The sequence below is a fragment of the Marinobacterium sp. xm-a-127 genome (assembly GCF_013283425.1).
GTDB lineage: Bacteria > Pseudomonadota > Gammaproteobacteria > Pseudomonadales > Balneatricaceae > Marinobacterium_E.
In genome coordinates, this window is record NZ_WBYH01000005.1 from 128,617 (window position 1) to 140,551 (window position 11,935).

The following is an 11,935-nucleotide window of genomic DNA, read 5'->3' on the forward strand; positions in this document are numbered from 1 at the left end:
TTATCTATGAGTGACTACCAACACCCTCAAGATGATGCACTTTTCGTACTTAACGAAGTGATTGGACTTGATCAACTTTGCAATACGATTGGCGCAGATGAATGCAACTCCGAATTAGCGGAGATAGTTTTAAACGAAGCCGGGAAACTTGGCAGCCAACTATTAGCACCCCTCAACTCTATTGGAGATAAAAATCCACCAAAACTGGATTCTAATGGAGTTCAAGAGACTGCGGGTTATAAAGAGGCGTATGCACAATTTGTAGAGGGTGGCTGGAACGGCCTCACCTCTCAAGAGGAGTACATGGGTCAAAACCTACCTAATGTATTAGGTACGGCAGTGAATGAAATTTGGCAGAGCGCCAACCTCGCGTTTGCCCTTTGCCCCCTTCTAAACCAGGGTGCAGTTGCAGCGGTAACAGAACACGCTTCTAATGAACTGAAAGCAGAGTTTCTAGAAAAAATGGTATCAGGTGAGTGGACAGGCACCATGAACCTTACAGAACCTGATGCAGGCTCAGATCTAGCCGCAATTCGATCAACTGCAACTCCAATGGGCGATCATTACCTAGTCAAAGGTCAAAAAATCTTCATCACCTGGGGCGATCACCAGATGACCGATAACATCGTCCACCTGGTACTAGCTCGCCTACCTGATGCACCAGCGGGCGTTAAAGGAATTTCACTATTCTTAGTACCTAAATTCCTAAAAGACGAAGCGGGTAATTACACTCAACGAAATGATGCACATGCTATCGCACTTGAGCACAAACTGGGCATCCACTCTAGCCCAACCTGTGTCATGAGTTTTGGAGATCAGGGCGGTGCAGTTGGCTACCTTATTGGCGAAGCAAACAAAGGCTTGGCGTACATGTTCACAATGATGAACCACGCTCGCCAGTCTGTGGGATTACAAGGCCTTTCAATCGCTGAGCGCGCCCGCCAACAATCAGTTAGCTATGCGCGTGATCGCATCCAAGGTCGCTCTAAAAGCGGCGAAAAACTTGCCATCATCGAATTCCCAGATGTACGCCGCATGCTTCTCACACAGCGAGCAGCTACCGAGGCGATGAGAGCATTTGTCCTTGAAGCTGCTGCAGAGATAGACCGCGCACATCACTCCGAACCAAACAGTGACGCGCAAAAGCGTGTTGAACTATACACTCCCATTGTTAAAGGCTGGATGACAGAGCTTGCCCAAGAGGTCTGTTCTTTAAATGTGCAAATTCATGGCGGCATGGGCTTCATTGAAGAGACAGGTGCCGCGCAACACTTTAGAGATGCTCGAATTCTTCCGATATACGAAGGCACAACTGGAATCCAGGCACTTGATTTAGTGGGACGCAAAACACTTCTAGATCAGGGCGCTGCGGTAAACAATTTCCTAGCAGAAGTGTTAAATACTGCGAAAGAAACTGCTCAAGTTGAGGGTTTATCTGTAATCGGGGAAGCGCTTGCCAACTCAGTGAAAGAGGCCCAAGCAGCAGTACACGCAATCACCTCGTCAGATCTAAATCAGGGTGCGGCTGTTAGCTTCGATTACCTCATGGGCATGGGTTACCTGTGTGGAGGCTGGATGCTAGCGCGTTCAGCTATAGCAGCAAAAACTAGCTCAGACGGAAACTTCTCTGACGACTTTATTGCAGCTAAGTTAGCAACCACTCAATTCTACACAGAATATCTACTGCCTCGTGCCCAAACTCACCTAGGTCTTGCACAAAAAGGTCTTAGTTCCCTATTTAAGTTTGAAATCAGTCAATTTTAATTTTCAGACTTAGATCTTTTGCCCTGCCACAGCAGGGCATTTTTTTGTCTAAAAAGCCCTCTAATACCAATGGATAATAAACAATAAGCAATTGAAAAATAACGATTAATTGCAATTGTGTCACAAATATTACAAAGACGACCCCACAAAACACAATTCGTCGTATTCTCTTAATAGTTACGACAAGCTTACTACTTAACCTTGGATGAAAAGCTAGAACCACTGAATGATGTGGTAACCAAGGGATAATAAAAGTAATGGCTTCAAATCAGTCAGAATTCATTCTCCAGACCAAAAATTTGACGAAAGAGTTTAAAGGTTTTTCGGCCGTCTCTGATGTTAACTTGAATGTTAAGCGCGGCAATATCCACGCGCTTATTGGTCCAAACGGAGCAGGTAAAACCACAGTATTTAACCTGCTGACTAAGTTTCTTCAGCCGACTTCGGGCGTCATTACCTTTAATGGGCATGACATTACTCGAAAAGAGCCTGCTGAAATTGCCCGTATGGGTATCATCCGCTCATTCCAGATTTCTGCAGTCTTCCCACACCTAACGGTTCTTGAGAATGTCCGTGTTGCGTTACAGCGCAAAGAGGGGCACAGCATGCACTTCTGGCGCTCAGAAAAAATTCTTAACGGCCTTAATGATCGCTGCATGGAACTACTCGAATCGGTAGGTCTAAAAGAGTTTGCAAATACAGTCACCACTGACCTGGCATACGGTCGTAAACGCGCACTAGAAATTGCCACTACACTCGCACTGGAACCTGAGCTGATGCTTCTTGATGAGCCAACTCAGGGCATGGGACATGAGGATGTAGGCCGTACAACAGACCTTATCAAACAAGTCAGCAAGAATCGCACAATCCTTATGGTTGAACATAACCTAAAGGTAGTTTCGACCCTCGCTGATCAAATTACCGTTCTGCAACGCGGTCAAATCCTTACAGAGGGTAATTACGAAACTGTATCTGCAGACCCACAAGTTCGTGAAGCCTACATGGGCCGCGAAGCGGATGCAGCGGGAGCACACTAATGAGCCAAAGTCATCGCGAAAAGATTCGTATTAGCAACCTCCACGCCTACTACGGTGAAAGCCACATCCTTCATGGCATCGATCTTCACGTCATGGAAGGAGAGCTTGTCACTCTGTTAGGACGAAATGGTTCAGGCCGCTCTACAACCTTAAAAGCGATCATGAACCTCGTAGGCAAACGTAGCGGTCAGATCGTCATTAATGGCAATGAAACCATCAACATGGCTTCACACCGTGTTGCCCATTTGGGACTTGGCTACTGCCCAGAAGAGCGTGGCATCTTCGCAAGCTTGAACGTAGAGGAAAACTTGATGCTTCCTCCAAATGTTCGCTCTGGCGGGATGAGCGTCGATGAAATTTTTGAGATGTTCCCTAACCTATATGAGCGCCGCATGAGTCAGGGCACGCGCTTATCAGGTGGTGAGCAGCAGATGCTTGCGCTTGCTCGCATTCTAAGAACAGGTGCCAACATCCTGCTGTTGGATGAGATCACAGAAGGGCTTGCACCGGTTATTAACGACAAACTTGCTGATGTTCTTGTACAGCTCAAAGAGCGCGGCTTAACAATTTTGCTTGTTGAACAAAACTTCCGCTTTGCAGCTCCGATAGCTGACCGTCACTACGTGATGGAGCACGGACACATTGTTGAAGAGATTCAAGCAGATGAATTGGAAGCAAAAACTGAGCTTCTAAACAGCTACCTAGGCGTCTAATTAAACAGCCAAAGATAGTCAGATAACAAAAAAATCCAATATGGAGAAAAGATGATGCGTAAAACACTACTCGCTTCAATGATCGCAGCTAGTATGGCAGCAACAGCGACTGCAGCAACTGTAGACGGCAAAGTTAAAATCGGTGTAATAGGCGACATGGGCGGCGTATACGCTGACGTTGGCGGCAAAGGCATGACCGAAGCTACTCAGATGGCTATCGATGATTTCGGCGGCAAAGTACTTGGTCAGCCTATCGAACTTGTTTCAGCTGATTCACAGCTTAAACCAGACGTTGCCTCTTCTATCGTTCGCAAATGGGTAGAAAATGAAGGCGTAGACACCATCGGTGGTCTTGTTTCTTCTGCAGTAACAGGTGCTGTAACTCAGGTTACTTCAGCGAACAAAAACATCGCACTTATCACTGGTTCAGCTTCACACTCTTTCACAGCTAAGCCAGGCGTTTGTTCTCCATACATCGCGCACTGGACATACAACGTAGCAGCTCTTGCAAACGGTACCGTCAAGAACATGGTTGCTTCAGGCAAGAAGAAGTGGTTCTTCATCACTGCTGACTACTCTTTCGGCCACGCGCTAGAAGGCGTTTCAAGCGGCGTAATCAAAGCTAACGGCGGTGAAGTAGTAGGTGCAGTTCGTGCTCCACTAGGTACAACTGACTTCTCTTCTTACGTTCTTCAGGCTCAGGCTTCAGGTGCTGATGTTGTGGCACTTGCTAACGCAGGTAACGACACAACTAACGCTCTAAAAGCGGCTATCGAGTTCGGTCTAACTGAACAGTCTGATATCGCAGGTCTTCTTGTATTCGCAACAGATACCCAAGCGATGGACGGTGATGTTGCTAAAGGCATGCGTCTTACAACTGGTTTTTACTGGGACATGGACGAGCAGACTCGTGAATGGAGCAACCGCTTCAAAGCGATCCACGGCTCAATCCCAACAATGGTCCACGCAGGTGCTTATTCAGCAACTATGAACTACCTGAAAGCTGTTGAAGCAGCAGGTACTGATGATGCAGATGCTGTAATGGCTCAGATGAAGTCTGCTAACCCAAATGACTTCTTCGCTCGTAACGCGTCGCTACGTGGAGACGGTCGTATGGTTCACGACATGCTACTTGTAGAGATCAAAGATCCTGCAAATCGTAAATCTGAAGATGACATCTACGACATCGTAAAAGTTATCCCAGGTAACGAAGCTTACAACCCAATGAACCCAGAGTGTGATTTCTCTGCTAAGTAAATGCGGTTAAATAAAGGGGGAGTGCTTAGCACTCCCCATCTTTCAGTTTGAGATCGGTAATAGCATGTTCGATATCAATATTATGGCGTTAAGCGGGCAACTGCTGGTAGGACTGATAAACGGTTCTTTTTACGCCCTTCTTAGTTTAGGTCTTGCCATCATTTTTGGTCTGTTGCGAATCATCAACTTCGCCCAGGGCGCAATGTATATGCTTGGTGCTTTTGCGGCGCTATTAGCATACAAATGGACCGGTTTGAATTACTGGGCAGCACTTGTTGTCGTGCCAGTAACTGTCGGTGTATTGGGCATCCTAATCGAACGTTTCTTAATCCGTCCGATTGCTAATTTAGACCATCTATACAGTCTACTTTTAACCTTCGGTATCGCTCTTATGCTGCAGGGTACGTTTACCCACATATTCGGTTCATCTGGCCAGGGCTACCCTGTGCCTGCTGAACTTAAAGGCGGTATTAAATTACCGTTCATGTACCTACCTACTTACCGCGCTTGGATCATTGTTGCATCAGTTGTGGTCTGCCTAGGTACCTGGTTCATGATTGAAAAGACCAAACTTGGTGCTTACCTTCGCGCAGGTACTGAGAACCCAAAACTTCTTCAGGCCTTTGGCATAAACGTACCGTTGATGGTCACACTAACCTTTGGTTTTGGAGTGGCTCTAGCTGGTTTAGCCGGTGTTCTTGCAGCACCTGTCTACTCTGTATCACCAGACATGGGCTCTAGCATTTTGATTGTTGTCTTTGCCATCGTAGTTATTGGCGGCATGGGCTCTATTGGCGGCGCCATAGCTACCGGTTTAGGTATGGGCGTTGTTGAAGGTCTAACTAAATACTTCTACCCAGAAGCATCCACAACAGTCATTTTCGTGGTGATGATGCTAGTACTGATGTTTAAACCTGCTGGCTTATTTGGAAAAGAGGCATAACAGATGAATACGAATATTCGAAATCTTATTATTGCCGTAGTTGTTCTTGCTGTTGCACCTTACTTACTCTACCCAGTTTTTTTGGCTAAGCTACTCTGCTTTGCGCTATTCGCAGCCGCATTCAACCTACTACTTGGTTACGCTGGCATCCTCTCCTTTGGACATGCAGCCTTCCTAAGTACCGGCGGCTACATTACTGGTTGGGCGATGATGAATCTTGGAGTATCAACTGAGATTGGTATTCTAATGGGCACTGTAGCTGGCGCTCTACTTGGAGCAATTTATGGCAAATTGGCGATCAAACGCGAAGGGATCTACTTTGCAATGGTTACCCTTGCACTCGCTCAGCTAACTTTCTTCGTATACCTGCAATCAGATTTCACAGGTGGTGAGAATGGCATGCAGGGTATTCCTCGCGGGAACCTGTTTGGCCTGATCGACCTTACGGATAATGTCGCGATGTACTACACGGTCGCGGTCATCTTCCTAATTGGGTTTGCGATCATTCAACGCACTGTCCACTCGCCATTTGGCCAGGTTCTAAAAGCGATCCGTGAGAACGAGCCTCGTGCAATCTCTCTGGGATATAACGTTAACAACTACAAGTGGCTGGCATTTATCATCTCATCTGCACTCGCTGCATTAGCTGGTTCAACCAAGACAATCGTCTTCAATCTTGCGTCACTAACGGATGCTCATTGGCACATGTCAGGTGAAGTAATCCTGATGACTCTAGTAGGCGGTGTAGGTACCCTAATGGGACCAGTGGTTGGTGCTGGTGTAATCGTGACCATGCAGAACTACCTCTCTACAGGCGACCTAGGTAACTACATTCATATCATCATGGGTGCAGTGTTTGTAATCTGTGTACTGGCATTCCGCGCAGGTATTGTTGGGCAGTTTAAAAAATTCAAAGAGCGTAACTTCTAATAATTTAAGTTACTCTCACAAGGGCTGACTGTTGTGTCGGCCTTTTTTATCTAGTAGGACTAGGATGTACCGATGCTTTACTTGGAAGACCTGAAGGCTGGAGATCGATTTGAGAGTGAAAGCTATGAGATAACCAATGAGAATATCGTAGCTTTTGCCGAACACTACGACCCTCAACCTTTCCATTTATCTAATGAATCAGCCCAAGACTCCTTCTTTGAAAGCCTTGCAGCGAGTGGTTGGCAGGTAGGCTCAATTACAATGCGCCTGATCGCAAAATCACTTCCGATTGCCTCAGGCGTTATTGGCGGCGGCGTTAGCCTACGCTGGTTAACACCCACTCGTCCTGGCGATGTGCTTCACGTAGAGACCGAGATATTAGAGGTGATACCGTCTAAGTCGAAACCCGACCGTGGTGTGGTGAAGATTCATGCTAAAACCATCAATCAGCATGGGGAAACACGCCAAACATTTGAGAGCTCGCTATTGGTATTTCGCACCAGCGCGGGAGTGAAAGGCGGAATTTTCGCTCCAAAATAGTCAACTAATTTAAATGAGCAATCAACCAGATGTGGCATAGCGAAACGACCACCGTTAGGTGAGTTCTCAATCTCCGATAATCGCCATCTTCAATCTGAGTATGATCCCAGGCCCACCAAACCAAAAAGGCAATTAACCCAACCCACAAACCTAAATAGAGGGGGAGTAAAAGTGCCAACCAGGCTAAAAGTGAAGGGAGCATGCAAATGGCCAAACGAGCATCTGAAGCAAAGGTGCTATCCCGCATAGCAACTCCCCAGTGAATCCCTCCTAAAAACGAGAGGATCACAGCGGAATAACTCATAAAAGCCGAGACAGACGCGGCATCTTCAAACTGAAAAGCCAATCCAACAAAAGGGATCAACCCGGCATAACCCAGACGGTGTGCTAACTTAATCACGCGAAATACTCTTAACTGTTTCTATGAGTTACGCAGCTGTCGGTATTCAGGATCTTATTCGATATTCTGTATCTGAATATAGAATAATAAATTAAAATACATATATATCGGCAACTTAATAAAATACGATTCGTATTTTTTAGTTTTTACCCACCATTTAACCCACCAACAGGATTGCCGTTACCAATCCATTGAGTTACAACTAGTGTCATACAATAGAATACCAATTCGCCTACAACCGCACCAAGCACCTAGCACAAAGAACTGAGATGATGCAGCGCTGGGCTGACTATTTGGATGAATTAAAAAATGCAGCTAGATGATTTAACACCTCTCGCAGTCTACTGTGAAAAAGAAAAGCTGATCTACCGCCAAGTTCTGGCTAAAGCTTTAGCTGGCAAAGTTGAGCTTTACTATGTTTTCGATCGTTGGGCCGAAGTCACTTACGTACTCGAAGAGGACTTCTGCAACGGCACTGTAACTGATAAAAACTTCCGCGAGGCACCTAGCTTTATTGAGCATGCGTACAACATTTGCGATTTCATTCTACTCACCGATGGTTATCTGAAAGGCTTATGGAAAGCCGAAAATGAAGGCAACAACAGACTCTACTTTGAAGAGCTTTTTGATCTTGGCACCCCAGACGGTTATGTACTGACGAGTTTAAATCGTGAAGCCGATGATGAGGCCATCACTGACAATCTATTTATCAATCCAAACCCATCTACTTCCAATGCTAATGACCGCGCCCCAGGGATTGCACCAGAAAAACCCTCTACAACTGCATTAAAGGTTATTGGTTTGCTAATGCATCATCTGGCTAAAAGCCCCAAATACGCTTCAGGCACAACCCCCAATAAGAGCCAAATTAAAGAGCTGTTATTAGAACTAGCCGTTGAACTGGATATTAACAATTACGGCCTTAGCAAAGTCGATGAACGCCTTTTAGCTGAAGCCATGAAGTACCTGGAGACACAAAAGAACTAATTAGGAAATTCCCCACCTGGGGAATCCTCTTCCCCCACCTGTGAGGGAGCAAAACCCTCGATTTCTTTTAATCAAACCTCGCCAAGACGGCGAGCAAATTAACTGATTAAAGGAAACACAAAATGAAAACTACACTTCTCAAATTAACAGACGTAATTGCCGCTACTGGCCTATCACGTTCGTACATCTACCATCTTGCTAAACAAGGTGCATTCCCTAAACCAATCAAACTTAGCGAACGCTCAAGCGCTTGGGTGCAATCAGAATTAGAAGCATGGATTGATAGCCGCATCGCCCTTCGTGATCAGGAGGTAGCGTAATGAACTCTCTAAACACTAACATTATCGCAACCAAAGCGGATCTCGAACTAGCAGACCACAATCAGACTGAAATGCTAGAAGGCAAACATGACTCAATGATCGCAGAACTGATCATCAAAGAGCATGGCGAAAACATTGTCTTCGATAACAGCAAAAAACAATGGCGTGTCTTTAGTAATGGAGCCTGGATTGGGGCTGAAGATGCACGACGAATGCTTATAGCCTTCCACAAGGAGATCATCTCTAACATTGCTGATTACAAGTACCCGCATCTGAACATTGTGGATGAGAAATGGCTTACCAGCGCGATGAACACCAGCAAGATCGCCGCTGTACGCAAAATAGTTGAAGAGGAAAAAGCACTTAGTATGGATAAGCTAGATGCTGACCACAATCTGATTGGCATTCAAGATCGGGTGTACGACATTGCTGAAGGCTCGAGTAGACCAGCCCTCGCTAGTGATCTTGTAATGAAGTCACTAGGTACAAGCTTCGATCCTGACGCCAAATGCCCTAAATGGGAAAGCTTCCTAAAGACAGCAATGCAAGGTGATCAAGAGATGATCAACTATCTACAATGTCTTGTTGGGTACTTCTTAACTGCCAGTACTCAAGAGCAGGAGATCTACTACTTATACGGAACCGGCGCTAACGGAAAATCGACATTCCTTGACCTAGTTAAGACTCTACTTGGCAATTACGGCGTTAAGCTATCCTCTGACAGTTTCATGAAGAAGCGCAGTGGAACGCTTAACCTAGGCGCTCAAGCAAGCCTGGCAATGCTCGCTGGGGCTCGACTTGCCATAACAGATGAAACTGGTGAAAACGCAACATTTGATGCACAAATGCTGAAATCCATCTCAGGTGATGATGAGGTAACAGGACGCTTCCTACGTTCAAACCCGATCACGTTCAAATCAACTACCAAAGTGGTTATGTACGGTAATGACAAACCACACGCTAATATGAATGACGAAGGCTTCTGGCGCCGATTCCGATACATTAAGTTCGAACACGTCGTACCTAAAGCAGATCGAAATCCCAACCTCCTTGCGGAGCTCAAGAATGAGTTACCAGGCATTCTTAACTGGGCCCTTAAAGGGTTGTCAGAATGGCAAGAAAATGGTCTACAAACACCCCAGAAGATCTTGAAAGACGGAAACGACTACAGAGAGAGTCAAGATACAGTATCCGACTTTTTAAAGAGAAACACTCAAGAGAAGCTAGGTAGCAGACTGCCGATCAAACAACTCTTCGACCGTTACAACGAGTGGTGCGAAACCAACCTTAAACCCGCTGAGTCCAAACAAGGCTTTAGCAAGCGAGCACGTTGGTACTTCGAGACCTATATGAAAGGCAAAGTTAAAGATTTCCGAACTAACAAAGATCGAGGCTATGAGGGTGTTCAACTCTGCTAAGAGTTGGATCTAGGTGACAGGTGTGACACGAGTGACACGAGTGACAGCAATTTACAGTTAACTTTTTTGTGAAGTACAAGCTGGAAATTGCCGCCACTCCACCTACAGCCGACACCATCTAAATGCAGCCTTTATTTATTATTTAAATAACATATAAAAAGCCTTTTATAACAATGGTTTAAATCTATTTTCACATATCAAATCAATCGATTTTTATTCTTAAAATCGATTGCAACCATAGGATTTTAAAAATGACCACAATTACCGAACTTGGGCAGAACATCAAAGAACTAAAATCTAACGAACGCGTAAACGTTCAGATTAGCAAACAAACGAACGATAACTTGCCTCCCTACCTTATTGTAGGCAATGGAAGATCAAGCAAAGAGTATCCGGAACATATAGTGATAGATACCTTTAGAGTAATGAGTAATTTGAGCCCGGACCTCAGATGGCTCTTCATCAACTTAAAAGACATCTTGGTAACTCAAAATATCAATAACAGTTACCCAAAACGAAGGGTAGAGAATCCAAACTTAATCATCCTAGAGAAGAATCAAGACAACGAGCTGCACAAGAGTATAAAAAAGAAGATGAGTGAAAACGGCAATCGCAGGAAACTAGAGGAGCAAGGGGTACTGAAGCAAGTAAAGCCAGGTACTTACATGCTCAATCCACATATGTTTATACCATCTGAAGACTTTAAAAGAATTGCACAGATATGGAAGGACATGCCAACTAAATCATAACCCTCACACCCCTAGTGGTCAGATTTACCCCGTGTCGTTGCGTCGGAACTAGAAGCACCCGAGCGAAGCGAAGTGCTTCGATGTTCCGTAAGCAAAAGACTAAGGGGTAAAGATGACGAAGCCTCGGCAGAGGCTGAGAACGTTCTTATGGCTACGCCATCATTCTAAAGAAATCAAAAACACTCCCCTAGTTCCTGTTCATAAAACTAGGGAGTAAATATCTGATGCCGAGCAAGCACTATTTTTAATGGTGCTTGTGAAGGTATCCAGCAAGCGTAGCGCGGTAGCTAGGTGTGATTCATCCCCTAGTTCACAGATTCATGCCAACTCGTAAACCTCAGCCATTTGATATGCGTATGGGGGGGTATGTGTAGTAAATATATTTTTTCTATAAGTAATACCTCCAGAATAAACGCGAGCAATTTGCCGTATAGCGGTTCTGGTTGGCACTGAAGGGGAACTAGGGAGTAATGGTTAGCGAGTATGTTCCGGGGCATATCCCCTAGTTTTGATAACAGTCCTGCATTAATAGTCAGGCAAGATCGTTCCATTTTTCTATAAGAAAAAATTAAAACAAAACTAAACTTAAGAACAAGGAAGTAAGGCTGCCCATCTCGTTACTGAGCGCTGGGGCAGTAGCTGAGTTAGCGAAGCGACACGAAGCTACGTCACTCCATAAGCGCGAAGTATAAGAGATGATGACACTCCGTTAGGAGTGGTAAACGTCGATTGAGGGGTGGCTAGTTCAGTGGCTGTTACCGGCACATAGCAGTCGTTTACAGCTGCGAATTAAATCAGAATCTAGCCAATTAAAACATTGGCAAGCCCCGAATCGCCTTAGATGCTTGAAAGTTGATCAAGTAACACCTTATATGAT

General features: G+C 45.2%; 12 protein-coding genes. 11 read left to right on the plus strand and 1 reads right to left on the minus strand.

Annotated elements, in window-relative coordinates; all coding sequences use genetic code 11:
* The first annotated feature begins 6 nt into the window (after positions 1–6).
* The 7 genes from XMA127_RS10205 (at position 7) to XMA127_RS10235 (ending at position 7,184) form a co-directional block, all read left to right on the plus strand.
* Positions 7–1,764 carry an acyl-CoA dehydrogenase gene (locus XMA127_RS10205; protein ID WP_173482592.1) on the plus strand — a complete coding sequence of 586 codons (1,758 nt, stop codon included), beginning with the start codon at positions 7–9 and terminating at the stop codon, positions 1,762–1,764.
* 257 nt (positions 1,765–2,021) lie between these two features.
* Positions 2,022–2,801: an ABC transporter ATP-binding protein gene (locus tag XMA127_RS10210; RefSeq protein WP_173482593.1), complete on the plus strand. Its 780-nt coding sequence runs from the start codon at positions 2,022–2,024 to the stop codon at positions 2,799–2,801.
* Positions 2,801–3,514: an ABC transporter ATP-binding protein gene (locus XMA127_RS10215; RefSeq protein ID WP_173482594.1), complete on the plus strand. Its 714-nt coding sequence runs from the start codon at positions 2,801–2,803 to the stop codon at positions 3,512–3,514. Before XMA127_RS10210 ends, XMA127_RS10215 begins: the two co-directional genes overlap by 1 nt.
* Before the next feature lie 51 nt (positions 3,515–3,565).
* Complete coding sequence (locus XMA127_RS10220) at positions 3,566–4,771, plus strand: ABC transporter substrate-binding protein (RefSeq protein ID WP_217362099.1); 1,206 nt, start codon at positions 3,566–3,568, stop codon at positions 4,769–4,771.
* 64 nt (positions 4,772–4,835) lie between these two features.
* Complete coding sequence (locus XMA127_RS10225; protein WP_173482595.1) at positions 4,836–5,714, plus strand: branched-chain amino acid ABC transporter permease; 879 nt, start codon at positions 4,836–4,838, stop codon at positions 5,712–5,714.
* Between the two features lie 3 nt (positions 5,715–5,717).
* Entirely contained in the window at positions 5,718–6,644 is a 927-nt protein-coding gene (locus tag XMA127_RS10230) for a branched-chain amino acid ABC transporter permease (RefSeq protein ID WP_173482596.1), read from the plus strand.
* A gap of 72 nt (positions 6,645–6,716) precedes the next feature.
* Positions 6,717–7,184, plus strand: coding sequence for a MaoC family dehydratase (locus XMA127_RS10235; RefSeq protein WP_173484121.1), 468 nt, complete (start codon positions 6,717–6,719; stop codon positions 7,182–7,184).
* A gap of 4 nt (positions 7,185–7,188) precedes the next feature.
* Here the strand turns inward: XMA127_RS10235 and XMA127_RS10240 are convergent, their stop codons facing one another.
* A complete protein-coding gene (locus XMA127_RS10240; protein WP_173484122.1) occupies positions 7,189–7,584 on the minus strand; it encodes a DUF3429 domain-containing protein in 396 nt (131 codons plus the stop codon).
* 309 nt (positions 7,585–7,893) lie between these two features.
* On the opposite strand from XMA127_RS10240, the gene XMA127_RS10245 reads away from it, so the two are divergent.
* From XMA127_RS10245 to XMA127_RS10260, 4 genes are all read left to right on the plus strand, one after another.
* Positions 7,894–8,571 carry a hypothetical protein gene (locus XMA127_RS10245; protein ID WP_173481663.1) on the plus strand — a complete coding sequence of 226 codons (678 nt, stop codon included), beginning with the start codon at positions 7,894–7,896 and terminating at the stop codon, positions 8,569–8,571.
* A 122-nt stretch (positions 8,572–8,693) separates the two neighbouring features.
* The gene (locus XMA127_RS10250) at positions 8,694–8,891 is read left to right on the plus strand and encodes an AlpA family transcriptional regulator (protein ID WP_173482598.1); all 198 of its coding nucleotides are present in this window, start codon (positions 8,694–8,696) and stop codon (positions 8,889–8,891) included.
* Entirely contained in the window at positions 8,891–10,309 is a 1,419-nt protein-coding gene (locus XMA127_RS10255; protein ID WP_173481661.1) for a phage/plasmid primase, P4 family, read from the plus strand. Before XMA127_RS10250 ends, XMA127_RS10255 begins: the two co-directional genes overlap by 1 nt.
* A 251-nt stretch (positions 10,310–10,560) precedes the next feature.
* Positions 10,561–11,058, plus strand: coding sequence for a hypothetical protein (locus XMA127_RS10260; RefSeq protein ID WP_173481660.1), 498 nt, complete (start codon positions 10,561–10,563; stop codon positions 11,056–11,058).
* Positions 11,059–11,935 lie beyond the last annotated feature (877 nt).

Bases quoted from the DNA above. Each gene is read 5' to 3' on its own strand.
- XMA127_RS10205 (WP_173482592.1), top strand. From the start codon at position 7: ATGAGTGACTACCAACACCCTCAAGATGATGCACTTTTCGTACTTAAC.
- XMA127_RS10210 (WP_173482593.1), top strand. From the start codon at position 2,022: ATGGCTTCAAATCAGTCAGAATTCATTCTCCAGACCAAAAATTTGACG.
- XMA127_RS10215 (WP_173482594.1), top strand. From the start codon at position 2,801: ATGAGCCAAAGTCATCGCGAAAAGATTCGTATTAGCAACCTCCACGCC.
- XMA127_RS10220 (WP_217362099.1), top strand. From the start codon at position 3,566: ATGATGCGTAAAACACTACTCGCTTCAATGATCGCAGCTAGTATGGCA.
- XMA127_RS10225 (WP_173482595.1), top strand. From the start codon at position 4,836: ATGTTCGATATCAATATTATGGCGTTAAGCGGGCAACTGCTGGTAGGA.
- XMA127_RS10230 (WP_173482596.1), top strand. From the start codon at position 5,718: ATGAATACGAATATTCGAAATCTTATTATTGCCGTAGTTGTTCTTGCT.
- XMA127_RS10235 (WP_173484121.1), top strand. From the start codon at position 6,717: ATGCTTTACTTGGAAGACCTGAAGGCTGGAGATCGATTTGAGAGTGAA.
- XMA127_RS10245 (WP_173481663.1), top strand. From the start codon at position 7,894: ATGCAGCTAGATGATTTAACACCTCTCGCAGTCTACTGTGAAAAAGAA.
- XMA127_RS10250 (WP_173482598.1), top strand. From the start codon at position 8,694: ATGAAAACTACACTTCTCAAATTAACAGACGTAATTGCCGCTACTGGC.
- XMA127_RS10255 (WP_173481661.1), top strand. From the start codon at position 8,891: ATGAACTCTCTAAACACTAACATTATCGCAACCAAAGCGGATCTCGAA.
- XMA127_RS10260 (WP_173481660.1), top strand. From the start codon at position 10,561: ATGACCACAATTACCGAACTTGGGCAGAACATCAAAGAACTAAAATCT.